A 24,091-nucleotide genomic window follows, 5' to 3' on the forward strand; every position below is an offset into this window, starting at 1 on the left:
CACTCCCTCGCCGAGGAGTCATCCGCCGCACCATGCCCGCCGCTCCACCTCTGGAACACGCGACCGTCGAACATGTGCGTGAGGGCCGTACGATCGTCCCTACAGACCATCAAAACCCGTATGTCACCTACGACTTGGACCCATCCGCGACGTACGCCGTTCGTACCGCACGAGCCCTCCGGAGGGACTCTGGCATATGCCGGACGCACCACCGAATCAGGTGTTGCCAAATCCCTTACAGCGCGTCGCGGGCTGTGCAACAGTCGTAACGGTCCTTCCGTCAGCCTTGGTCGTACCGTCCCCGCATCGGAGTGCGTCATGCCGCCCCATCTCTCTGCGGACCGCCCCGCCGCCCAGCCGCCAGGTCGTGGCTCCGTCGATGCGCTCATATCGCAGGCACGGCGGCTCAAGGGCGATGTCGACGCCGTGCGGCGGGACACGCAGAGCGACGGATCCGACCCGCAGGAGCGGTGGCAGCGAGCGCTGTGCGACCTCGCCCTGCACCAACTCGACGACCTCGACGAGCACTTGGGGCAGCTGCGCGACGGCCCGCTCCCGTCCCCGGCGGCCACCCCTCCCCCGCCCGAGCGCGACTCGCTGCTCAGCCGGGTCGGCAGCGCGGAGTGGAACCTGCTGACGGACGAGGCCAGTTGGTCCGGTGAGCTCTTCCAGATCCTGGGCCGCGACCCCGCCGCCGCGCCGCTCACCCTCGACGAGCTGCCGTCCGTCGTGCTCGACGAGGACCGGCGCCGGCTCACGGCGATGGTCACCGACTGCCTGGTCGACGCCAAGCCCATCGACGGGGAGTTCCGGATCGTACGGCCTGACGGCGAGGCCCGGACCGTGCACATGATGGGCGAGCCCGTGCTCGACTCCGACGGCAGCACCTCCTCGATGTGGGCCGTGCTGCGGGACGTCAGTGAACTGCGCCGGAGCCAGCGCGCCGTGAGCGAGACCCGTGACTCGCTCCAGCGCCACCGGGCGCACACCGAGCACCGGCTGGCGGTCGAGTTGCAGGAGGCCGTGCTGCCGCCGTGGCGTGGCTCCCTGCGGCTCCCGCACCAGGGCCCGCAGACGCTGGACCTCGCGGCCCGCTGCCTCCGGTCGTCGACGAGCGCGATGATCGGCGGCGACTGGTACGACGCACTCGAACTGGCCGACGGCGAGACGCTGTTGAGCGTCGGCGACCTCACCGGACACGGCGTGGCCGTGGCCTCCGGCATGGCGGCCCTGCTGGGCGCCGTACGCGGCATGGCGATGGCCGGCACCCAGCCGGGCCAACTGATGTCCTGGCTGAACCAGTTACTCGACGCCACCGTCCAGCCGGCCCTCGGTAGCGCCGTCTGCTGCCGCTACCGGCCCGACACCCGCACCCTGACCTGGGCGCAGGCCGGACACCCCGCCCCGTTGCTGTTCCGCGGCGGGACGGGGCGCAGGCTGATCGCGCCGGACGGCGTCCTGCTGGGCGCCACCCCGGGTGCCGTGTACGCGCAGGCCGAGGAGACCCTGGAGGTGGGCGACCTGCTGGTGCTGCACACCGACGGACTGGTGCCGGGGCACAACCCAGTGGACTCCGTGAACCTCCTCCTCGACCTGGGCCCCCGCCTGGGTGAGACGGACACGGCACAGGACTGCGTACGACTGGTCGTCGACGAGTTCGGTGAGAGTGAGCGCGAGGGCGACGCCTGCGTGCTCGTGGCCAGGGTGACGTACTAGAAGGTGACGCTCCTGAGGGAACTGCCCCGCAGGAACCTTGGCATCGGCGCCGCGGTCGGTCGCACAGTCCCCCTATGACTGTGCGCTGTCACGCCCGTGCGCTCTCGCCGCCCGGCCTCTTCGCCTTGGGCAGCGCCATCCGGATCTCCTCCCGCAGTTCGTGGATCCTCGGGTAGCTGGAGTACTCGGCGGTGAGCCGGTACATCTGCCGGAGCCGGTCCCAGGTGCGGCCTGAGGAGTTCGATCCCATCGCCATCAGGGCCAGTCGTGCGTAGCGGTCGGCCTGTTCGGGGTCGTCCGCGATGAAGCAGGCCGACGCCATGGACAGATGGTCGAAGATCTTCGAACGCTCCCGCCCGTCGACGCGCAGGGCAAGGGCCTTCTCCGCGAAGTGCTGGGCGTGTGCGGCAGCGCCCGGCTCGTACTCGGCCAGCGTGCGGTAGGCCAGGGCCTGCATGCCGTACAGATCCTCGTCCTTGAAGGTCTGCATCCAGCTCGGCGGGGGCACGTCGCTCCGGTCGGAGACGAAGAGGTCCTCCGCGCGTCCGAGGGTGCGGCGCATGGCCTGGCCCTTGCCCATCGACGCCTGCGCCCAGGCCTCGATGGTGTGGAACATGGCCCTGGTGCGCGGCAGCACCTCGTCGCCGGAGCCGGACTGGGCGAGTTTCATGAGGTCGAGTGCGTCGTCTGGCCGGCCGAGGTGCACCATCTGGCGAGCCGCTCTGGAGAGCGCCTCCCCGGCGCGCGGCCGGTCGCCGCCCTCTCGGGCCGCATGGGCGGCGATGACGAAGTACTTCTGTGCCGTGGGCTCCAGGCCGACGTCGTGCGACATCCAGCCCGCGAGGACGGCGAGGTTGGCGGCGACGCCCCACAGGCGCCGCTGGAGATGTTCGGGGTGTCGGTAGGCGAGCATGCCGCCCACCTCGTTGAGCTGGCCCACGACTGCCTTGCGTTGCAGCCCGCCGCCGCGGGCCGCGTCCCAGGCCCGGAACACCTCCACCGAGCGCTCCAGTTCCTCGATCTCCTGCGACCCGATGGGGGCGGCCTCGTAGCGGTCGAACCCGGCGGGGTCGGCGTGCAGGGGGTCGTCGAACTGGGGGGCGTCGGCCTTGAGGGCCGGGTCGGAGTGCAGCCAGTCGTGCATGGCGCTGCTGAGTGCGGATCCCGCGGCGAGCGCGGCACCCGCGCCCACCAAGCCGCGTCGGTTGAGCATGAGGTCCATTCCCGTGAATTCGGTGAGGACCGCGGCGGTTCGCTCGGGCGCCCACGGCACACCGTCGGGATGCTCCACATTCCCGGCGTCCTGCCGTTTCCCCGTACGCCCGTGCCGGACCAGACCGAGGTCCTCGATGGTCACGACACGGCCGAGACGCTCGGTGAACAGAGTGGCCAGCACCCGCGGCACCGGATCGCGCGGGATCTCTCCCATGTCGATCCACCGCCGCACCCGCGAGGTGTCGGTCGACAGCTGGGGGTGGCCCATGGCCGCCGCCTGCCGGTTGACCAGCCTCGCGAGCTCGCCCTTGGACCAGCCGGCCAGGCCGAACAGGTCCGCCAGGCGGGTGTTGGGTTCTCCGCTCACGTCAAGCCCCCAGGTTCTCGGCTGAGTTGACAGTAGCCCGGTGAGAGTTGCCCCGGGACTATTCGCCAGGGTTCGCCAGGGTGCGCCAGATGGTGTGCCACTGGGCAACGGGTGTCAGGTAGGAACGCGCCACCCCGACCCGGTCGCCTTTGAACAACGGGCCGCACTCCCCAGGGTGCACCCGGGGGACCGGGCCGGGTAGCGCAATACGTCGAAGGCACACGAAGGGATCTGTTTCTCCCATGTACGCAGCATCGTCCTCCGTGTCCGCCCCACCCCGGTCGCTGCGTGCCCGCCCGGCGGGTGGCGGCCCCTACCTCGCCCCCGCGCGGCCGGCGGCCGCCCCCGTGCTCGGCGCGGGCCGACCGCTGCGCGCCGCGGGGCTCGGCACCCAACCGCTCAGCGGGAGACTCGACTTGTCCGGCCCCCAGGGCGCCCAGTTGCGTACGGCGATCGCGTCGGTGCACCGGATCTGCCCGGAGTTCGCGCCGGTGCAGGTGCTGCGCCGCAGCGGGCGGTCCGTACTCATGGTCGGCACGACCGGGCGCAGCACGGCCGTCGCCAAGTGTTTACTCGATCACTCGCCGGCCTGGGCCGAGCGGATCCGGCACGAGATAGCGGCATACCGCTCGTTCGTCCGGCACCGCCCCCCGGTGCGAGTGCCGAGACTGATCGCGGCGGATCCGGACAACTGCACGCTCGTGATCGAGCGGATGCCGGGCCGGGTGGCGGCACTCCAGCGGCACCCGACGGAGGTGCCGCCGCGTGCGGACATCAAGGCGGCACTCGGCGCGATCTGCCGGCTGAACGCCTGGCGGCCGCCGGCGGGCACGTTCGACGCGCCGCTGGACTACGCGGCCCGGATCTCCCGGTACCACGAGCTGGGGCTGCTCACCGACCGGGACATGGGTGATCTCCAGAAGCTGCTGCACGGCATCGCGGCGACCGCGGGTCGGCAGGGCATGGGCCAGTTCTGCCACGGCGACGCGTTGCTGTCGAACATCCTCCTTTCACCGGCCGGTCCAGTGCTGGTGGATTGGGAGCACGCGGGCTGGTACCTGCCGGGCTACGACCTGGCGACGCTGTGGGCGGTGCTCGGGGACGCACCGGTGGCACGTCGGCAGATCAGCCAGATCGCGCAGTCGGCGGGTCCGGCTTCCCGGGACGCGTTCCTGGTGAACCTGATGCTGGTGCTGACCCGCGAGATCCGTACGTACGAGACGGCCGTGCAGCGTTCGATGCACGACTCGACCCCGGCGGCATCGGGAGTGGCCCACCCGGGTGCTGCGCCGTCCGGCGAGGAACAGCGGCTGCTTCTGCGGCGGCTGCACGACGACTGCCAGCTGGCCCGGCGGGCCGTGCGTGCGGCGGTCGGCACTCGCTGACGGGGACGGTGGTCCGCGGTGCGCCCTGGAGACAGGCGTACCGCGGGCTTTCGTGCGTCCGGCTCCCTTCATGTGTCCGAGCGCTTTCATGTGTCCGAGCGCTTTCGTGCGTCCGAGCGCCCTCGTGTGTGGGGCCGCCTTCATGTGTCCGGACGATGGAGATCTGAGCGGGCCCTCGGTGTGCCCGGGCGCAGCCATTGGGGTACGCCTCTGACGCCCCGCAGGCCAGGGGGCCGGCGGCACGAAACTCCCGGGAATCCCGCTTGACAAGGGAATTCACGCAGCTCTTGGCATGATTGACGGATCGTCGGACAGCCGGTACCACAGACCCACGCCCGGCCCCGCACGGCTCATCGCGCCCGACCGTCCCAGGAGGCTGCATTGCGTGGATCCGTCACCGCCTTGGCCGCTGCGACACTGCTGTTCCCCTTGATCGGCGCGGCCCCGTCCGACTCACAGGGCTCGGAGCACGGCCTCCAGTCGGCCTTCACCTCCGCCGCCGCCCGGTACCACGTACCGCAGAGCGTCCTGCTCGGCGTCTCCTACCTCCAGTCCCGTTGGGACGCGCATGCCGGAGCGCCCAGCGTGACCGGCGGATACGGCCCGATGCATCTCACCGACGCCCGGACCGCGCTCGCCGAGTCCGGATCGCATCACGGCGACGGCGCGGAGGACGCGCGCGGCGACGGTGCCCGCAAGGCGCTGGCCCCGAAGGCGAAGCTGCCGAAGAGCTCCGAGATCCCGGCCCGCCTCAGGACGCTGCCCAGGGCGGCCGAGCTGACCGGGCTGAGCCGGGAGCGGCTGCGTACGGACCCGGCCGCCAATGTGGCCGGCGGTGCCGCGCTGCTCGCCGCCGCGCAGAAGGAGCTCGGCGAGCCGCTGAGCTCGGATCCGGCGGACTGGTATGCGGCGGTGGCCCGCTTCTCCGGTGCCGACGACACCGCGACGGCGGCGGCGTACGCGAACGATGTCTACGCCGTGCTGCGCGCCGGCCAGGAGCGTGAGACGGACGGGGGCCAGTTGGTGGCACTGGCCGCGCAGCCGGGCCTGTCCCCCGACACCGGGCAGCTGCGCCGGGCCGGCCTTCGCACGCTCAAGGCCGGGGAGACCGAGTGCCCGCCCACGGTGTCGTGCGAGTGGATCCCGGCGCCGTACGAGGAGTTCGGCGACGGTGACTACGGCAACCACGACATGGGCGGTCGTCCGACGACGCAGGACATCGACTACATCGTCGTCCATGACACGGAGGGCGCCTGGGAGGGTGTCCTCACCATGGTGCAGGACCCCACCTATGTGTCGTGGCAATACACATTGCGCTCCACGGACGGCCACATCGCCCAGCATGTGAAGGCGAAGGATGTGGCCTGGCACGCGGGCAACTGGTACGTCAACTCGAAGTCGATCGGTCTGGAGCACGAGGGTTTCCTCGCGCGGCCGGACGCCTGGTACACGGAGGCGATGTACCGGTCCTCGGCCCGCCTGGTGGCGTATCTCGCCAAGCAGTACGACATCCCGCTGGACCGGCAGCACATCCTCGGCCACGACACGGTGCCGGGCCCGACGGCGGCGAACGTCAGGGGCATGCACACCGACCCGGGCCCGTACTGGGACTGGCGGCACTACTTCGAGCTGCTCGGCCGGCCCATCGAGCCGAGCGCCGGCCCGAACGGCGGACTGGTGACGATCCGCCCCGACTACGCGGCCAACCGGCCCGAGTACACCGGCTGTGTGACCGCAGGTCAGGCCTGCGCGGACCACGGTTCGAGCGCGGTGCGGCTGTACTCCGGGCCCGGTGAGACGTATCCCCTGATCAAGGACCCCGGGCTGGGCTCGACCCCGACCAAGGGCGTCAACGACCTGTCCTCCCGGGTGTCGACCGGGCAGCAGTACGCGGTCGCCGGCCAGGAGGGTGGCTGGACGGCGATCTGGTACCTGGGCCAGAAGGCGTGGTTCAAGAACACGAAGGAGAGTCCGGCCGCGGTGAACGCGTCCGGTGACGTGGTGACACCGAAGGACGGCATGGCGAGTGTCCCGGTGTACGGACGCGCCTATCCCGAGTCCTCGGCCTATCCGGCGGACGTGCCCGTGCAGTCGGTGTCGCCGTTGCCGTACACCTTGCCGGCCGGCCAGCGGTACGCGGTGGGCGGCAAGGTGCCGGGCGAGTACTTCTACGCGGTGGACTTCGACCAGGCTTCGCACCGGGTGGTGGTCGGCAAGGACCTGTACTACGAGATCCAGTACGGCCACCGGGTGGCGTTCGTGCGGGCTGCGGATGTGGACCTCGTGGCTTCGGGTTCCTAGCGGATCGGTCCTGTGGCGGGCGTCAGTCCTGCCTTTCCCAGGTGTAGTGCCGCCCCGCCACCGCCCTGAAGGAGTGCTGTCCGGTCCCGAACAGGTCGCTGCGGACGGTGAGTTCACGGGTTCGGGACGCCTTCAGGGCGATGCGGGTCGCCCGGCCGTCGGTCCACTCGACGTCGAGGGTGGCGCCGCCGCGGGCGCGCAGACCGCGCACCGAGCCGGACGGCCAGGCGGTGGGCAGTGCGGGGAGCACCTCGATGATGTCGTGCTGGCTCTGGAGCAGCATCTCCACGACACCGGACGTGGCGCCGAAGTTGCCGTCGATCTGGAACGGCGGGTGGGTGTCCCAGAGGTTGGGCAGGGTCGAGGACTTGAGCTGTTCGCCGAGCATGGTGTGGGCGTGGTCGCCGTCGCGCAGCCGCGCCCAGAAGTTGATCTTCCAGGCCTTGGACCAGCCGGTGCCGCCGTCCCCGCGTGCGGTCAGGGAGACCTCGGCGGCCCGTGCCCATGCGCTGCCGGGTTGGATCTGCCGCCCTGGGTGGAGGGCGAACAGGTGCGAGACATGCCGATGGGTGTCGGCGGGGTCGTCCAAGTCCTGTTTCCACTCTTGGAGTTGACCCCAGGAGCCGATCCGCAGACCGGGGTCGAGCCGTTTCAGGGCGTCCTCGACACGGCGCCGGAAGTCGGGCGTGTCGCCCAGGGTGCGGGCGGCTTCGAGGGTGCTGGTGAACAGGTCGTGGACGATCTGCTGCGACATGGCGGCGCCGGCCGTGAAGTCGCCGTGCTCGGGTGAGTAGCTGGGGGTGACGACGAGGGTGCCGTCGCGCGGGTCGGTGCGCAGGTTGTCGAGCCAGAACTCGGCGGCCTCCTTCATCACCGGGTACGCGGTGGAGCGCAGGTAGTCGGTGGAGCCGCCGAATCTGTAGTGCTCGTACATCTGCTGGGTGAGCCAGGCGGCCGCCTCGGGGAACCAGAACGAGGTCGCCCAGTCGTGCACGCCGGTGAAGCCGTACGGGTTGGTCTCGTTGTGCACGACCCAGCCGCGCGAGCCGAACATCTCCTGTGCGCTGCGGCGTCCGGGTGCGCGCAGGGCCTCGACGAAGCGGTCGTAGGGCGCCGTCGTCTCGGCGAGGTTCGCGGCCTCGGCGGGCCAGTAGTTCATCTGGAGGTTGATGTTGACGTGGTAGTCGGCCGACCACGGGGGTGTGGTGCTGTTGTTCCAGAAGCCCTGGAGGTTGGCGGGCAGGGAACCGGGGCGTGAGGAGGCGATGAGCAGGTAGCGGCCGTACTGGAAGTACAGGGCTTCCAGGGCACGGTCCGTCGCGCTCGTGCCCCCGGTGTACGTGGACAGCAGCCGGTCCGTGGGAAGGTCGGCGGGGAGCGACTGGCCGATGTCGAGGGCGACTCGGGCGAAGAGGGCGCGGTGGTCGCGGACGTGCCGGTCGAGCAGGTTCTGGTGGTTCCGGCCCGCGCGTCGCACGGCTCGGGCGACGGCGGCGTGCGGGTCCGGGCCGCGGTAGTCGGGGTAGGTGTCGGCGTAGTCCGTACCCGCGGCCAGGACGAACCAGGCGCTGTCGGCGCCGGTCACGGTGAGGGTGCCGCCCGCCCCGGAGGTCACGGTGCCGCCCTCGGCGTACACCCGGACCTGTGCCTCGAAGCGCAGCCCGTTGTCGGCGAGGGCGCCCCGCACGGTCAGGGTCCCGTCGGCGGCGGTGGCGGTGAAGTCGGTGCGGGGCGAGGTGTGGCGCAACGTGAAGGTGACACTGCCGGGACGGTCGGCGCCGAGCCTTCCCACGATCACGCCATCGGGGTAGGACGCGAAGAACTCCCTTTGGTGGCGCACGCCTTGGTGGGTGTAGGAGACGGAGGCGATCGCGTTGTCGAGGTCGAGTTCTCTGCGGTAGTCCGGCGGGGGCGTGGCCGGTGCGGCGGGCAGGTCGAGGTGGAGGTCGCCGAAGGTCTGGTGGGCGCCGTAGCCGACCCGTGGCTGGCCGAGGCGGTCGGCGGCGGACTCGGGGTCGAGGGTGGTCCCCGTGTCGAGGTCGTCCTGTACGGCGGTGATCGCGCCGGGTCGGGGCGCGCGCCAGTTGCCGTGGTCGTAGCCCTGGGCGGAGCCGGGGCCGCCGGTCCACAGGGTCTTCTCGTTGAACTGGAGGTGTTCGGAGGCGAGGGTGCCGAACACCATGGCACCGAGTGCACCGTTGCCGATGGGTAGCGCCTCGCGCTCCCAGTCGGCGGCCGGGGCGGCGTACCAGAGCACGGACGGCACGCTCGACACATCGGAGGAATCGGCGGCACTGGCCTCTCCGACTCCTGCTCCCAGAGCGAGCCCTCCGGCTCCTCCGACCACCGCTGCTGCCTTCAGAGTCGTTCTTCGGGTGATCCCTTGCGGCTCATACGACATGACCCCTGACGCTAGAGATCCGATGACTCAGCGGCAAGGGTCATGACAAAGTCAAACAGGGGCCGGTCCGGCCGGGGAGGCGAGGGGAGACGATTCAGCCCTGCTGGAAGAGCTCCGCGGGCAGCGGCTTGAGCAGGGCGTACAGGTCGTCGGTGATGGGGCGGTCCCAGGCCGCGATGGTGACGAGCACATTGTCGCTGCGGTCGAACTGCACGCAGGAGATCCGGCTCTCGGAGAGCTTGAGGCGCCGCACGATCAGGAGGTTGTCGCCCTGCATCACCGGCACGTCCTCGCTGCCGACGACGGTGACCTCCTCTTCGTTCTCCAGCGCCAGCAGCAGCTGCGCGACCTCGAACGGGATCTCGTCCTGCTCCACCTCGCGGGCCGGGGAGCCCTCGGGCAGATTGCCGATGATCATCGCCGGACCGCGGCCGCCGAAGAGGTCGTAACGCAGGAAGACGCCCTGGCAGCTGCCGTCGGGGGCGGGCAGCAGCCCGGCGCCCAGGTTGCCGGGCCAGTCGCCCGGGTCCATGGCCAGTACGTCGAAGTCGGGCCCGGCGGGCGTGGCGCTGCGGCGGCGGAGGAACGACATGTCGCCATGGTACGTGGCCGAACCCGTTCCATGACGTGAGGGCAGCCGTTGGAGACGTGCGCCCCGGTACTTCGACCAGCGGGAGTTGGCCGCTGCATGTCCCCCTACTCCTCCGCCGGCGCGGGGGGTACCACCGCCACCGGGGCGGCGGCGTGGAGCAGGACCGCCTGGGTCACCGAGCCCATCATGCGGGCGGGCGCCAGAAGGCGGCGCCGGTGGCGGCCCACGACGACGAGGGCGGCGTCCCCGGAGGCGGCGACGAGGTGACCTGCCGCGTCGCCCGGGACCGCGTAGGACTCGGCGCGGACGTCCGGGTGGCGTTCGCGATGCGCGGCGAGGAGGCCCTCGGCGAGGGTGCGGGTCTCAGCCTCGACGGCATCCTGGTCGGCCAGCGGCGGCACGACCTCCGCGGCGACCGCGGACCACAGGTGCAGTGGCCAGGCGTAGGCGGCGACGGCCTGGACGCGGGCTCCGCGCCGGGCCGCCTCGGCGAAGGCGAAGGCCAGCGTGGCCTCGTCCGGACTGTCGACCTGGAGTCCGACGACGACCCGCGGACCCGGCTCGAGCGGCAGCGCGGCGTCGTCCACTTTCCGGCCCGGCTTCGGCACCACGACGACCGGGCACTCGGCGTCCCGCGCGGTGATCATCCCGCTGGAGCCGAGCAGCAAGCCGGCGAAGCCGCCGCGGCCCCGGCTGCCCAGGACCAGCAGCTGGGCGGTCGAGCCCAGTTCGGGCAGCACCGTGCCGGCCGCTCCCGCGAGGGCCGCGTACTCCGTGGCGGGCCGCTCGACGCGCCCCTCCAGATACCGGCGCACCCGGTCGAGCACCGGGTCGTTCTCGGAGGACGGCTGCCCGGACGGCATGGGCCCGGGCCCGTCCCAGGCGGCGTACTGCTGCACGTGGACCAGCCGCAGCGGTGCCTCGCGCAGCAGTGCGGTCTCGAAGGCCCAGTCCAGCGCGACGAGACTGTCGTCAGAACCGTCGACCGCCGCGACGACCGGCATGGTGCTCATGGATTCCTCGCCTCCGGAGTACGACCTTCCTGGTTCCGGGTCCAGCCTGACTCAGGCGTGGGCCCCGCAGGGGTTCTCAAGGTCGCGTGTCCGGGAAAACGGCAGGAACACCCCCGGATCGGCCCGAAGGCGGCCGGCGTGCGGGGCCACCGCCCGCCGGCTCATCCCGCCACGGTCCTCTCGCGGCACCGCCGCGTCAGGTCAGGTCGAACTCGCCCTCACGCGCGCCCGACACGAACGCGCCCCACTCGGCGGGTGTGAAGATCAGGGAAGGGCTCTCCGGGCGGCCGCTGTTGCGCATCGCGATGAACCCCTCCACAAAGGCGATCTGGACATCCCCCAGGCCACGGCTGCTCGAGTGCCAGTCGGCGGTGCTGAGGTCCAGTTCCGGCTTGTCCCAGCCCGTGAACGGCTGCTGCTGGATGGTGGTGCTCTCGGCCACGTCCGTGCTCCTCCCGATTCGCGTCGTCCGCGGGTCAGCCTAGCGATCGGTCCCGGGTGCCAACAGGCCACGTGAGGGGGACCTTTGCGGAGGCCTCTCCGCGGACGTCCGGGAGCTCGCTCAGGCGTCCGGGGGCTCGGCGCCCACGAGCCACATCGCGAAGAACTGCGACCCTCCGCCGTAGGCGTGCCCGAGCGCCCTGCGTGCCCCTTCCACCTGGTGTTCCCCGGCCTGGCCGCGCACCTGGAGGGCGGCTTCGGCGAAGCGGATCATGCCGGAGGCCCCGATGGGGTTGGTCGAAAGGACGCCGCCCGACATGTTGACGGGCAGATCGCCGTCCAGCTCGGTCACCCCGGCCTCGGTGAGCTTCCAGCCCTCGCCCTCGGCGGCGAAGCCGAGGTTCTCCAGCCACATGGGCTCGTACCAGGAGAACGGCACGTACATCTCGACGGCGTCGATGTCCCGGCGCGGGTCGGCGATGCCCGCCTGGCGGTACACGTCGGCCGCGCAGTCCTTGCCGGCCTGCGGAGACACGGCGTCCTTGCCGGCGAAGAGGGTGGGCTCGCTGCGCATCGCGCCGCCGAGCATCCACGCGGGCGGCCGGGGCGCGCGGGCGGCTCCGGCCCGGTCGGTGAGGACCATCGCGCAGGCCCCGTCGGAGGAGGGGCAGGTCTCCGAGTAGCGGATGGGGTCCCACAGCATGGGGGACGCCTGGACCTTCTCCAGGGTGATGTCGTGCTCGTGCAGATGGGCGTACGGGTTCTTCAGCGCGTTGCGCCGGTCCTTGTACGCGACCAGCGAGCCGATCGTGTCGGGCGCGCCGCTGCGCCGCATGTAGGCGCGCACGTGCGGGGCGAAGAACCCGCCGGCCCCGGCCAGCAGCGGCTGCTGGAAGGGGATGGGCAGGGACAGTCCCCACATGGCGTTGGACTCGGACTGTTTCTCGAAGGCCAGCGTCAGCACGGTGCCGTGGACGCGGGCGGCGACCAGGTTGGCGGCGACGAGTGCCGTCGATCCGCCGACCGAGCCTGCCGTGTGGACGCGGAGCATGGGCTTGCCGACCGCGCCGAGGGCGTCGGCGAGGTACAGCTCCGGCATCATCACGCCCTCGAAGAAGTCGGGCGCCTTGCCGATGACCACGGCGTCGATGTCCGCCCAGCTCAGCTCGGCGTCGTCGAGTGCGCTGCGGGCCGCCTCCCGGACGAGCCCGGCGATCGACACGTCCCGGCGTGCGGCGACGTGCTTGGTCTGTCCGATGCCTATGACGGCCACGGGCTCCTTGCTCATCGCGGATCCCCTTCGAGTACGGCGACCAGGTTCTGTTGCAGACAGGGGCCGGACGTGGCGTGTGCGAGCGCCCGGTCGGACTCGCCCCGGTGGATGCCGGCGGCGGCCTCGCCGATGCGGATGAGGCCGGCCGCCATGACGGGGTTGGCGGCGAGCGCCCCGCCGGACGGGTTGACGCGCACGCCGTCGCCGAGGCGCAGCGCCTTGCGCAGGACGACCTCCTGCGCGGTGAACGGCGCGTGCAACTCGGCGGTGTCGACGGGCCGTTCGAACACGCCGGCCTTCTCGGCGGCCAGGCGGGTGGACGGTGAGTCGGTGAGGTCGCGCACACCCAGGGCGTGGGCCTCGATGCGATGGTCCAGGCCGCGGATCCAGGCGGGCCGATCGCACAACTCGCGGGCCCGCTCCCCCGCCGCGAGGATGACGGCGGCGGCTCCGTCGCCGATGGGCGGGCAGTCGCCGGTACGCAGCGGTCGTACGAGGTAGTCCCCGTGCGGCACCGAACCGCGCAGCTGGGCATGGGAGTTGGCGGTGGCGTCGGCCCGGCTGCGGGCGGCGACCGCGGCGAGGGCGGGTTCGTCGGTGTCGCCGGCGTCGATGAGGGCCTGGGCCTGGAGGGCGGCGAGGGCGACGGAGTCGGGCCAGAGCGGGGCGACGTAGTACGGGTCGAGCTGGCGGGTGAGGACGTCGCGCAGCGGGCCGGGGGAGGACTTGCCGTAGGAGTAGACGAGCGCGGTGTCGGCGTCCCCGGTCAGCAGCTTGGTCCAGGCCTCGTACAGCGCCCAGGCGCCGTCCATCTCGACGTGCGACTCGGAGATCGGGGGCCAGGCGCCCACGCCGTCGAGGGCGAGGGTGAAGGAGAAGGCGCGCCCGGCGAGGTAGTCGCTGGAGCCGGAGCAGGTGAAGCCGATGTCGGCGGTCTTCAGGCCGGTCTGCGCCAGCACCTCGTGCAGGACGGGCATGAGCATCTCCACCTCGGAGAGCTCCTCGCTGGTGCGCCGGTGGTCGGTCTGCGCGAAGGCGACGACGGCGATCTCGCGGTTCACAGCAGCTCCCTGTAGGTGTCGTAGTCCGCGTCGGGCTCGCCCGTGGGCCGGTAGTGATCGGGGAAGCGGGAGTCCGCCGTCCACACGGGTTCGACCCGCAGGCCCATCCGCACCTGGTCGTAGGGGATGCCGCCGATCCGGGCGTGCAGGGCCAGGCCGGCGCCGTCGAGGGCTATGTGGGCGTAGACGTACGGCACTTCGATGTCGAGGTTCTTCGCCTTGATGTTGACGATGCAGAACGTGGTGACTGTGCCCCGGGGACCCACTTCGACCTGTTCCGATGTGGCGAGGCCACATGTGGGGCAGGCACCCCTCGGCGGCACGTACACCTTGCGGCAGGACGGGCAGCGTTCGCCGACGTTGCGGTGTTCGGCCAGGGCACCGAGGTAGGCGGACTGGGCGCGGCCGGGTGAGTAGGTGTAGTCGAGCCTGGCGCGGGCGACGATGCCGGTGATCGGGTCCGCGAACTCGCCGCTGTGGGCGGAGGGGTCAGCAGTGTCCCCGGCACCCTCGGTGCTGTCGTCGTACGGCTCGAAGCAGGCGATGTCGGTGATGGCGCCGGAGCGTTCCTCGGCCCAGCGGACGCGGACCCGCATGCCGGTGTGCACGGCGTCGGGCCCGGGGGCGTCGAGGGCGTGCAGGAGGGCGGTGTCGGCGCCGTCGAGGCGTACCAGGACCCAGGCGAAGGGGGTGTCGAGGGGCTGGTCGCGGCGTGGGGCGTGGTTCCAGGCCCACGTGGTGACGGTGCCCGTCGGGGCGACCTCGACCAGGTCGCGGATCTCCTCGGCGGTGACGGGGTCGTACTCGACGGGCGGGACGAGTGTGCGTCCGTCGCCGGTGCGCACCCCGAGCACGACGCGTTCGCGCAGGCCGGTGAGGAAGGCGCTCTGGACCGGTCCGACGGAGCGGGTGAAGGGGAACTCGACGGTCAGCGGCGCCTTGAGGACTTCGGGCATCGAGGGCGTGCCTCCTTCGGAGGTCGGGTGCGAGAGGGGCGCCCCGAAAGGGGCGCGAGGAACTGCGCGACCAGCCACATACGGCCCGCCGCTTCCAACCGGCCTGGGCCGGCGCAGCGCTACGCGCGCTTGTAGACGGGTGACCGCTTCTCCGCGAAGGCGCGGGCGCCTTCCTTGGCGTCGGCCGTGTCGAAGATCGGCCAGCCGCGCTTGAGTTCGGCGGCGAGGCCGTCGGTCTCGGTCATCTCGGCGGTGTCGTACACGGACGCCTTGACGGCCTCGACGGCCAGCGGACCGCAGGCGTTGATCTGTTCGGCGATCTCCAGGGCCTTGTCCAGTGCCGTGCCGTCGGGGACGACATGCCCGATCAGGCCGATGTCGGCGGCCTCACGGGCGCTGTAGGGGCGTCCGGTGAGCAGCATCTCCATGGCGTGGGTGCGTGGGATCTGCCGTTGCAGCCGGACCGTGGAGCCGCCGATCGGGAACAGGCCGCGCTTCACTTCGAAGAGCCCGAAGGTCGCCGACTCGCCCGCGACGCGGATGTCGGTGCCCTGGAGCATCTCGGTGCCGCCGGCGACGCAGTACCCCTCGACGGCGGCGATCACCGGCTTGCGGGGGCGGTGGTGGCGCAGCATCGCCTTCCAGTGCAGATCGGGGTCGGCCTTGAGCCGGTCCCGGTGGCGCTCGCCCTCCATGCCTTGACCTGCCAGGGCCTTGAGGTCCATGCCCGCGCAGAACGAGCCGCCCGCGCCCGTGAACACGACCGAGCGGATCGTGTCGTCCGCGTCGGCTTCCAGCCAGCCGTCGTACAGACCGACGAGCATCGCCAACGAGAGCGCGTTCTTGGCCTCCGGCCTGTTGAGCGTGAGCACCAGTGTGGCGCCTTCGCGCCGCACGGTGAGGTGTTCCGTCCCACTCATCGCCCGTCTCCCCTCTGAAAGAACGAGAACAGGTTGCAGGAGGCGCCGGGGCACTTCAAGGGTTTTCTGACAGGTAGTCAGATTTCTTGTGCGCGGACCCTTCACAGTTGTGCCGGGCTTTGCTCTGATGACCGGCAGCCGGTGGAGAGCCAGGGCAGGAGGAACGGTGGAGTACAACCTTGCCGACCTGTTCGAGTCGGTCGTCGACGCGGTCCCGGACCGCGAGGCGCTCGTGTACGTGGATCATCCGGGCTCGGGTGCGGAGCGCCGCCTCACCTATGCGGAGCTGGACGCGGCGGCCAACCGGATCGCCCACCATCTGCTCGACAGCGGGATACGTCCCGGCGAGCATCTGGGGCTCCATCTCTACAACGGCATCGAGTACCTCCAGACGGTGCTGGGCTGCCTCAAGGCGCGGATCGTCCCGGTCAACGTCAACTACCGCTATGTGGAAGAGGAGTTGGTGTACCTCTACCGGGACGCCGATCTGGTGGCCCTGGTCTTCGAGGCGGAGTTCACGGACCTGGTAGCGGCGGCGCTCCCCCGCGTGGACGGGCTGCGGCACCTGGTGCGGGTGGGAACCGTGGCTCCGGGTGCGGCCGAGGCACCGGTCGTGGCGGCCGAGACACCGGTCGTGCCGGCCGAGGCACCGGTCGTGCCGGCCGTGGCCTTCGCGGACGCCGAGGCCGCCGCGTCGCCCGAGCGGGGGTTCCCGGCACGGTCGGGGGACGACCAGTTCATCATCTACACCGGCGGCACGACCGGCATGCCCAAGGGCGTGATGTGGCGCCAGGAGGACCTGTTCTTCTCGGGGCTGGGCGGCGGCGCGCCGACGGGTGAGCCGGTGCAGAAGCCGGAGGAACTCGCCGAGCGCGTGGCGGCCGGCGGGGACGGCATCACCTTCTTCCCCACCGCCCCGCTGATGCACGGCACGTCCACGCTGACGGCCTTCATCGGCTTCAACTTCGGCCAGCGCATCGTGATCCACCGCAAGTACGCGCCGGAGGAAGTTCTGCGGACGATCGAGAAGGAGAAGGTCACCAGCGTCTCGCTGGTCGGCGACGCGATGCTGCGACCGCTGGTCGACGCTCTGAACGGGCCCATGAAGGGCACGGACTGCTCGTCGATGTTCAGCGTGTCCTCGTCCGGGGCGATCATGTCGGACACGGTGCGCCGGCAGTTCCAGGAGCTCGTCCCGAACGTGATGCTCCTGAACAACTTCGGCTCCTCGGAGTCCGGCTTCAACGGTACGGCGACCGAGGACTCAGGGCCTGAGCGCGGCTTCCGTATCCGGGTCAACTCCCGTACACAGGTGGTCGATCCGGCCACGTACGAGCCGGTCGCCGCGGGCGAGGTGGGCCGGGTCGCCCAGTGCGGCCATGTGCCGCTCGGCTACTACAACGACCCCCGGAAGACCGCCGAGACCTTCTTCCGGAAGGACGGCAAGCGGTGGGTGCTGCTCGGTGACATGGCCACGGTGGACGAGGACGGCATCGTCACCGTGCTCGGACGCGGCTCGCAGTGCATCAACACCGGCGGCGAGAAGGTGTACCCGGAGGAGGTCGAGCAGGCGCTCAAGTCCCACCCCGACGTGTACGACGCGCTGGTGGCCGGAGTGCCGGACGCGAAGTGGGGACACCACGTGGCGGCGGTGGTGCAGTTGCGCACGGGGGCGGTGCGGCCGACCCTGGCGGACATCCAGACGCACTGTCGTTCCCATCTCGCGGGGTACAAGATCCCCCGCCAGCTGGTGATCGCGGACTCGATCCGCCGCTCCCCCAGCGGCAAGGCGGACTACCGCTGGGCGCGCGAGGTGGCGGTGTCCGGGGACGGGTGAATCCCGCCGCGGGTTCGGTTGAACCTAAGGTGACGTGCGGACGTACTGATGGTGGCAGGCTCGGTCATCGACCGGTGTTTGCCATGCCATCGCAAGACCGCACGGAAGGACCGCCGAGTGTCGCTCTTCACTCGCTCCCGTCAGCCGCTCGACACCGCTGAGGGCGGGGCGGATTCGGAGGACGATACGGGCGGGGCGGGGGTGGCCGGAGAGGCGTCCGGGGCAACCGAAGCGGCCGGAACGGAATCGGATGAAGGTGCCGAGACGGCTTCGGGTCACGGTGCCGATTCGGCTTCGGGTCAAGGTGCCAGGACGGCTGAGGCCGTTGCCGGCGAGCGGGATGGGGGCACCGAGAAGGCCGACGGAACAGAGGAAGCGGCCGACCCTGCGGAGCGCTCCGACTCCCCTCCGCCGGGCTGGTTCGGCTGGCGGCGCCGCTACCCCCGTACCGCACGCGGCGTGACCATAGGCACGACCGTACTGGCCGGCGTGCTCGTGCTCTTCGCACTCCTCGTGCCGAACCGTCTCGAACGGCTCGGCCCGGAGGCGTTCTTCCGGCTGCCGGCCGAAGGGATCCTGCTCGCGGGCCTGCTGCTGGCGGTGCCGCCTCGGTCACGGCGGCTGATGTCGGTGGCCGCGGGCGCGCTGCTGGGTCTGCTCACCGTCCTGAAGTTCGTCGACATGGGCTTCTACTCGGTGCTGGCCCGCCCCTTCGACCTGGTCCTGGACTGGATCCTGCTGGACGACGCCGCGGAGTTCGTCCGGGAGTCCTTCGGCCGTACCGGGCAGGTGCTCGCGGTGGTCGGGGTGATCGTCCTGATCGTCGCGGTGCTCGTCCTGATGACGCTCGCGACGGTGCGGGTGACGAACCTGATGGTCGGCCATCGGGCCGTCGCCACGCGCACGACGCTGATCCTCGGCACCGCGTGGATCACCTGCATGACCCTGGGCATCCAGATCGGCGGGGTCCCGCTGGCCACCAAGGGCAACGCCGACTTCGTGAACAACCGGATCGAGCAGGTCCAGGCTGGCCTCAAGGACGGGCGGGTCTTCGAGAAGCAGGCCGCGGTCGACGCGTTCGCGAAGACGCCGCCGGACCAGCTGCTGACGGGGCTGCGCGGCAAGGACGTGCTGTTCACGTTCATCGAGAGCTACGGCCGCGTCGCGATCGACGACCCTGCGATGGCGCCGGAGATCGACTCGGTGCTGAAGGAGGGGACGAACTCCCTCAAGGCGGCCGGGTTCCAGTCGCGCAGCGCGTGGCTGAAGTCGCCGGTGACGGGAGCGGGCAGCTGGCTCGCCCACTCCACGTTCCTGTCCGGCCTCTGGATCAAGAACCAGCAGCGGTACCGCAGCCTGACCACCAGCGACCGGGCGACGCTGGGCAGCTACTTCAGGAAGACCGGCGCATGGCGGACGGTCGGCATCGTGCCGGGCGTGCGGCGGGCCTGGCCGGAGGGCAAGTTCTTCGCGCTCGACCACATCTACGACTCCGAGCACCTGGGATACAACGGCCCGTACTTCAGCTGGACCCCCGTGCCCGACCAGTTCAGCCTGGAGGCGTTCCAGCGTCTTGAGCACGGCAAGAAGAACCGCGACCCGATCATGGCGGAGATCATCCTGGCCTCCAGCCACAACCCCTGGTCCCCCATCGCCCGCATGACCGACTGGGACGAACTCGGCGACGGCTCGATCTTCAACCAGATCAAGAAGGAGGGCACCGACCCCAAGGAGGTCTGGAAGGACCCCGAGCGCGTCCGCACCGAGTACCGTCACGCCATCGAGTACTCGCTGCACAGCCTCACCGAGTGGGTCGAGCGGTACGGCACCGACGACACGGTCCTCGTCTTCCTCGGCGACCACCAGCCGGTCCCCACCGTCACCGCCGGCAGCACCAGCAAGGACGTTCCCGTGACGATCGTCGCCCGCGACCCGAAGGTCCTCGACAAGATCGCCGACTGGAACTGGACGGACGGCCTGAAGCCCGCCGAGAACGCCCCCACCTGGGGCATGGACCGCTTCCGGGACCGCTTCATGACCGCGTACGGGCCCCGAGGGGACTGAGCGGCGGCCGGCTGGGCCGTTCGAGGAACCCCGGGAGGAGCTCGAACGGCCTAGCACCGCGCGCTCGTGGGCCGGTGGCGTACCTACGGTCGCCTTGACGGTTGTCGATCGGCAGTCGTCGAGACCGCAGGACCGAGAGGCAACGCCCGTGAAGCGACGCGTCCACGCGATATGCACGACCGCGATCACCGTTCTCGCCGTCACCGGCCCGGCGTCGCACCTGGCTCACGCCCGGGGCGACATGGACTGCCGCGACTTCGTCTTCCAGGAGGACGCGCAGGCGGAGTTCAACCGCGACCCGCGCGACCCCAATCGTCTGGACGAGGACCAGGGCCGGGACGACGGCATCGCCTGCGAGGTCCTGCCGCGCCGCAGCACGATCGATTCACCGTTTCCCACGGTCTCGCCGCTTCCCACGATCACGCCGCTTCCCACATTCACCCCGCCCCCGACGAGCTCGCCGCGCCCCACGCAGGGCGTCCGGGGCGGGCTGGGCGGTGCCACCGGGCCCGCGGACTTCGAGCTGGTGCTCGGCGCCGGCCTGGCCGTCGGCGCGCTGGCGCTGGCCGCCGGTTATGTGGTGGTCAGGCGTCGACGCCATCGCTGATCACCGCTCGTGGTGACAGGCCGGTCGCCGGTCTGTGCGACGGCCGCGCCCGAGCCGCCCTGTCGGCCACTCCCTGAGCCGGCCACCCCCTGGGCCATCCCACGAGCCGGCCACCACATGAGCAACCCCGCTGAGCCACCCCGCTGAGCCACCCCGCTGGGCCACGCCCGAGCCGGCCGCCCCATGAGCCACCCTGGGGCCATCCCCGAACTGCCCCTGAGTTTTCCCGGGCCTCCCCCCTGACCTCTCCCGGACCTCCCCCTGACTCAGCCCTGATATGTGTCAGGAATCTTTGACAGGTCCTCGGAGCGACTGTCAGCGTTTTCTGACAGGTACGACGGAAAGGGGCCGCGATGCCCGAGGTCCCGCCTCCGGCACCGACGGGCGACGAGTTGCTGAAAGTGCTCTCCGCGCTCGGCAATCCGCACCGCATGCGGATCGTCGCGGCGCTCTTGGAGAGCCGTAACTACGTCAGCGCGCTGGCTCGTGAGATCGGCATGGGCCGCCCGCTGCTGCACATGCATCTTCAGCGCCTGGAGGCCGCCGGACTCGTCGTCGGCACGCTCGAGCTCTCGGAGGACGGCAAGGCGATGAAGTACTTCGACGTCACCCCCTTCTTCTTCGAGTTGACGCCCCACGTCATAGCCCGGGCGGCCGCGACGATCACCGCGACCGACGCTGACCGGACCGCGAAAGAGGAAGCGAAGTGAATGAGGAAGTGGTGACGCTGGCCGCCGGAGCCGACGAACTGGGCGTCCTGGTCGGCGCCGTGGGCGCGGCCGGATTTTTCAGTCTGCTCATCGTGATCGTCTGGCAGGGCGCCGCCACCTGGCGGGCCCGGATGCTGGCCGCCCGCGAGGAGCAGTACAAGCAGCTGGCGACCAAGTACGCGCAGCTCCTGGAGGACACGGTGGTGTTGCAGCGCCGCACGGCCGAAGAACAGCGGCAGACCCTGGACGAGCTCACCCGGACCCGGCTCTCGGTCGGCTCGATGGAGAAGATGATGCGCGAGGTCGAGTAGCGGGCGACCGCACGGCCGGGAGTACGCCGACTCCCGGCCGTGGTGAGGAACCCGGGCGGACGCGCTCGGTCCCGTCTCGACGTGATCGACGTCGGCGGATTCGCTCAGGACCGGCCGAGCACGTCCCTGCCGTCGACCGCGTCGTACGCCGGGTCCGCGGCCGCGTCCGTAGCCGACTCGGCCGGAGCTTCGCCGCCCTCGGGGGCGGCAGGGACCGCCGCCGCTGCCCGGCCCGTGCGCCACCGCGTGACGCGGGTCGCCAGCGGTTCGGTGTAGCGGGCGGTGAGCGGGCCCACGATCACCAGGATCAGAACGTAGGCGGTGGCCAGCGGGCCGAGCGACGGCTCGATGCCGGCGGTGACGGCGAGTCCCGCGATGACGATGGAGAACTCACCGCGAGCCACCAGGGTTCCACCCGCCCGCCAGCGGCCCTTGGCCGAGACTCCGGCGCGCTTGGCGGCCCAGTATCCGGTGGCGATCTTCGTGCACGCGGTGACGAGGGCCAGCGCGAGCGCGGGCAGCAGCACCGGCGGGATGCTCGCCGGGTCCGTGTGCAGACCGAAGAAGACGAAGAACACCGCGGCGAACAGATCCCGCAGGGGTGCCAGCAGGTTGTGCGCGCCTTCCGCCACCTCGCCGGACAGCGCGATGCCGACGAGGAACGCGCCGACGGCGGCCGACACCTGGAGCTGCTGGGCGAGTCCGGCCACGACCAGGGTGAGGCCGAGCACGACCAGGAGCAGCTTCTCCGGGTCGTCGCTGGAGACGAAGCGCGAGATGTGCCGGCCGTAGCGCACCGCGAGCAGCAGCACGAGCCCTGCGACACCGAGCGCGATGGCGAGGGTGGCGCTGCCCGCCGCGAGGCCGGCGCCCGCCAGGAGGGCGGTCACGATCGGCAGATAGACCGCCATGGAGAGGTCCTCCAGGACGAGGATGCTCAGGATGACCGGTGTCTCTCGATTGCCGAGCCGCCCGAGGTCGCCGAGGACCTTCGCGATGACACCGGAGGACGAGATCCAGGTGACGCCGGCCAGTACGACCGCGGCCACCGGGCCCCAGCCGAGCAGCAGCGCCATGACAGCGCCCGGCACCGCGTTGAGCGCGGCGTCGACGAGTCCGGCCGGGTACTGGGTCTTGAGATTGGAGACGAGGTCGCTGGCCGTGTACTCGAGACCGAGCATCAGCAACAGCAGGATCACGCCGATCTCGGCACCGATGGCGACGAACTCCTCGCTGGCGCCCAGCGGAAGCAGTCCGCCCTCGCCGAAGGCGAGTCCGGCAAGGAGGTAGAGGGGTATCGGTGAGAACTGGAACCGTCCGGCGAACCGGCCGAGCAGGCCCAGGCCGAGGATGATCGCGCCGAACTCTATGAGGAAAACCGCGGAGGAGTGCATCGCGGCTCACTCCCGCCCGAGTATCTCGGCGGCCGCATCCACACCCTCGCGGGTCCCGATCACAATCAGCGTGTCACCACCCGCCAACCTGAAGTCCGGCGTCGGTGAGGGGATGGCCTCGGCGCGGCGCAGCACGGCCACGATGGACACGCCCGTCTCGGTGCGCATCCGGGTATCGCCGAGCAGCCGTCCGTTCCAGTGCGAGGTGGCGGACAACTCGACGCGCTCGGCGACGAGGCCCAGCTCGGTGGTGGACAGCAGATTGGGGCTGTGGTGCGCGGGCATCAACGCGTCGATCAGCGTGGTCGCTTCGGCGGAGCTGAGCCGCACCGACAACGCGCAGGCGTCCGGATCGTCCTTTCTGTACGCGCTCAGCGTCCGCGATCCGTCCCGGTGGGCGACCACGGACAAGCGGCGCTGTTCACGTGTGGTGAGGTCGTAGCGGACTCCGATGCCGGGCAATGGCGTACTGCTCAGGCGCGGAGCACCCATAGCGGTCCCCCCTCAGTCAGGTGTCTCTTCCAGCAGTCTTTGACGAAACTTTAACGACCACAGGGCACCAAAGCCGAACTCAGCCCGTCCTTCGCCCGCTCTCGCCCAGGAACACGGCGACCCGCCGCACGAACCAGTCCGCGTCGTCGAGCCACGGATAGTGCCCGGCACCGGGCTGCACGGCGAACTCGCCGTTCGGGAAGACCTCAGCGGCACGACGGGCGAGCCCGGGGCATGGGCCGCCGTCGAGTTCACCGGCGAGCACGAGCACCGGGGCGGTGAACCGGGCGAGTTCGGAGCGGGTCGCGGGTGGGTCGTAGGCGCCGGCGGAGCCGTAGATGCCGGCAGCCTCGTCGTTGAACTCGTACTCGGCTCGTGCGTCGTGTTCCTGCGCCGCTTCGTCCCACCGCCCGTAGAAGAAGGGTGCGATCACGGGGTCGAAGCCGGCCGACCCGGCAAGCCATGCCTCAAATGCCGGAAATACACCCATAAACCACGATTCATCCGCCCTCAATCCGGCAGCGGCCAGCCGCTCTTCCGCCGCGACCGGCATCCCCAGCGCCCATGGGATCGCGGTGACGAGCGTGAGCTTCGCCACCCGCTCCGGATACCGGGCGGCGTACAGCATGGCCAGACTTCCGCCCGCCGAGTGCCCGAGCACATCCATGTGGGCCAGCCCCATGTGGTGGCGCAACATCTCCACGTCGTCCACCAGGCGATCGCAGCGGTATGTGGCCGGATCCGCCGGCACCGCGGAGTCCCCTGTGCCGCGCAGGTCGAGCAGCACGAGCTGCCGGTGTGCGGAGAGTCCACCCAGGTCGCCCAGGTAGGCGGAGGCGCGCATGGGCCCGCCGGGCAGGACGACGAGCGGTTCGCCCTCGCCCCGTAGGTGGTAGGCGATCTCGGTCCCGTCGGAGGCATGGAAGGTGGGCATACCGTCGATCTTGGTCGGCGGCGGCCGGCAGGCGCAATGGGGCTCCACGGACCAACGGATAACCGCAGGCCCCGGGCGCAGAAAGTGCGCCCCGCCCCCTT

General features: G+C 70.8%; 20 protein-coding genes. 8 read left to right on the plus strand and 12 right to left on the minus strand.

The window, feature by feature from the left end:
- Nucleotides 1-318 precede the first annotated feature (318 nt).
- Nucleotides 319-1,716: a PP2C family protein-serine/threonine phosphatase gene (locus PGH47_RS03085; RefSeq protein WP_271662094.1), complete on the plus strand. Its 1,398-nt coding sequence runs from the start codon at nt 319-321 to the stop codon at nt 1,714-1,716.
- A gap of 88 nt (nt 1,717-1,804) precedes the next feature.
- Here the strand turns inward: PGH47_RS03085 and PGH47_RS03090 are convergent, their stop codons facing one another.
- Entirely contained in the window at nt 1,805-3,298 is a 1,494-nt protein-coding gene (locus PGH47_RS03090) for a DNA-binding protein NsdB (protein ID WP_271662095.1), read from the minus strand.
- Nucleotides 3,299-3,540: 242 nt separating this feature from the next.
- Between PGH47_RS03090 and PGH47_RS03095 the strand changes: the two genes are divergently transcribed.
- Both PGH47_RS03095 and PGH47_RS03100 read left to right on the plus strand, forming a co-directional pair.
- Nucleotides 3,541-4,683 (plus strand): aminoglycoside phosphotransferase family protein, encoded by a 1,143-nt coding sequence (locus tag PGH47_RS03095; RefSeq protein WP_107909879.1) that lies wholly within the window; start codon nt 3,541-3,543, stop codon nt 4,681-4,683.
- A gap of 402 nt (nt 4,684-5,085) precedes the next feature.
- Nucleotides 5,086-6,984: an N-acetylmuramoyl-L-alanine amidase gene (locus PGH47_RS03100; RefSeq protein WP_271662096.1), complete on the plus strand. Its 1,899-nt coding sequence runs from the start codon at nt 5,086-5,088 to the stop codon at nt 6,982-6,984.
- 22 nt (nt 6,985-7,006) lie between these two features.
- On the opposite strand, the gene PGH47_RS03105 is transcribed toward PGH47_RS03100, so the two are convergent.
- The 8 genes from PGH47_RS03105 to PGH47_RS03140 all read right to left on the minus strand — a co-directional run bounded on the left by PGH47_RS03105 (nt 7,007) and on the right by PGH47_RS03140 (nt 15,641).
- Entirely contained in the window at nt 7,007-9,241 is a 2,235-nt protein-coding gene (locus PGH47_RS03105; protein ID WP_271667967.1) for a glycoside hydrolase family 95 protein, read from the minus strand.
- Between the two features lie 238 nt (nt 9,242-9,479).
- Nucleotides 9,480-9,977, minus strand: coding sequence for a hypothetical protein (locus tag PGH47_RS03110; protein ID WP_030958688.1), 498 nt, complete (start codon nt 9,975-9,977; stop codon nt 9,480-9,482).
- Nucleotides 9,978-10,081: 104 nt separating this feature from the next.
- Nucleotides 10,082-10,990 carry a universal stress protein gene (locus PGH47_RS03115; RefSeq protein ID WP_271662097.1) on the minus strand — a complete coding sequence of 303 codons (909 nt, stop codon included), beginning with the start codon at nt 10,988-10,990 and terminating at the stop codon, nt 10,082-10,084.
- Between the two features lie 196 nt (nt 10,991-11,186).
- The gene (locus tag PGH47_RS03120; RefSeq protein WP_030958393.1) at nt 11,187-11,432 is read right to left on the minus strand and encodes a DUF397 domain-containing protein; all 246 of its coding nucleotides are present in this window, start codon (nt 11,430-11,432) and stop codon (nt 11,187-11,189) included.
- Nucleotides 11,433-11,552: 120 nt separating this feature from the next.
- Nucleotides 11,553-12,719 (minus strand): thiolase domain-containing protein, encoded by a 1,167-nt coding sequence (locus tag PGH47_RS03125; protein ID WP_271662098.1) that lies wholly within the window; start codon nt 12,717-12,719, stop codon nt 11,553-11,555.
- Nucleotides 12,716-13,765 (minus strand): thiolase domain-containing protein, encoded by a 1,050-nt coding sequence (locus PGH47_RS03130; RefSeq protein ID WP_271662099.1) that lies wholly within the window; start codon nt 13,763-13,765, stop codon nt 12,716-12,718. Before PGH47_RS03130 ends, PGH47_RS03125 begins: the two co-directional genes overlap by 4 nt.
- Nucleotides 13,762-14,721, minus strand: a complete 960-nt coding sequence (locus tag PGH47_RS03135; protein WP_271662100.1) for a Zn-ribbon domain-containing OB-fold protein — start codon at nt 14,719-14,721, stop codon at nt 13,762-13,764. Before PGH47_RS03135 ends, PGH47_RS03130 begins: the two co-directional genes overlap by 4 nt.
- A 119-nt stretch (nt 14,722-14,840) precedes the next feature.
- Nucleotides 14,841-15,641 carry a crotonase/enoyl-CoA hydratase family protein gene (locus tag PGH47_RS03140; RefSeq protein WP_126901712.1) on the minus strand — a complete coding sequence of 267 codons (801 nt, stop codon included), beginning with the start codon at nt 15,639-15,641 and terminating at the stop codon, nt 14,841-14,843.
- 166 nt (nt 15,642-15,807) lie between these two features.
- Between PGH47_RS03140 and PGH47_RS03145 the strand changes: the two genes are divergently transcribed.
- From PGH47_RS03145 to PGH47_RS03165, 5 genes are all read left to right on the plus strand, one after another.
- Nucleotides 15,808-17,478, plus strand: coding sequence for an acyl-CoA synthetase (locus PGH47_RS03145; RefSeq protein WP_271662101.1), 1,671 nt, complete (start codon nt 15,808-15,810; stop codon nt 17,476-17,478).
- 117 nt (nt 17,479-17,595) lie between these two features.
- Entirely contained in the window at nt 17,596-19,542 is a 1,947-nt protein-coding gene (locus PGH47_RS03150) for a sulfatase (protein ID WP_271662102.1), read from the plus strand.
- Between the two features lie 148 nt (nt 19,543-19,690).
- Nucleotides 19,691-20,149, plus strand: a complete 459-nt coding sequence (locus PGH47_RS03155; protein ID WP_271662103.1) for a hypothetical protein — start codon at nt 19,691-19,693, stop codon at nt 20,147-20,149.
- A gap of 353 nt (nt 20,150-20,502) precedes the next feature.
- Entirely contained in the window at nt 20,503-20,859 is a 357-nt protein-coding gene (locus PGH47_RS03160) for an ArsR/SmtB family transcription factor (protein ID WP_271662104.1), read from the plus strand.
- Nucleotides 20,856-21,170, plus strand: a complete 315-nt coding sequence (locus PGH47_RS03165; RefSeq protein ID WP_271662105.1) for a hypothetical protein — start codon at nt 20,856-20,858, stop codon at nt 21,168-21,170. Before PGH47_RS03160 ends, PGH47_RS03165 begins: the two co-directional genes overlap by 4 nt.
- Nucleotides 21,171-21,274: 104 nt before the next feature.
- Here the strand turns inward: PGH47_RS03165 and PGH47_RS03170 are convergent, their stop codons facing one another.
- The 3 genes from PGH47_RS03170 to PGH47_RS03180 form a co-directional block, all read right to left on the minus strand.
- Nucleotides 21,275-22,564, minus strand: a complete 1,290-nt coding sequence (locus tag PGH47_RS03170) for a cation:proton antiporter (RefSeq protein WP_271662106.1) — start codon at nt 22,562-22,564, stop codon at nt 21,275-21,277.
- A gap of 6 nt (nt 22,565-22,570) precedes the next feature.
- A complete protein-coding gene (locus tag PGH47_RS03175; protein WP_107909903.1) occupies nt 22,571-23,056 on the minus strand; it encodes a cation:proton antiporter regulatory subunit in 486 nt (161 codons plus the stop codon).
- 79 nt (nt 23,057-23,135) lie between these two features.
- On the minus strand, nt 23,136-23,990 hold the full coding sequence (locus tag PGH47_RS03180; RefSeq protein ID WP_271662107.1) for an alpha/beta fold hydrolase: 855 nt from the start codon (nt 23,988-23,990) through the stop codon (nt 23,136-23,138).
- Nucleotides 23,991-24,091 lie beyond the last annotated feature (101 nt).

This window comes from Streptomyces sp. HUAS 31 (assembly GCF_028198125.1).
Taxonomy (GTDB): Bacteria; Actinomycetota; Actinomycetes; order Streptomycetales; family Streptomycetaceae; genus Streptomyces; species Streptomyces chartreusis.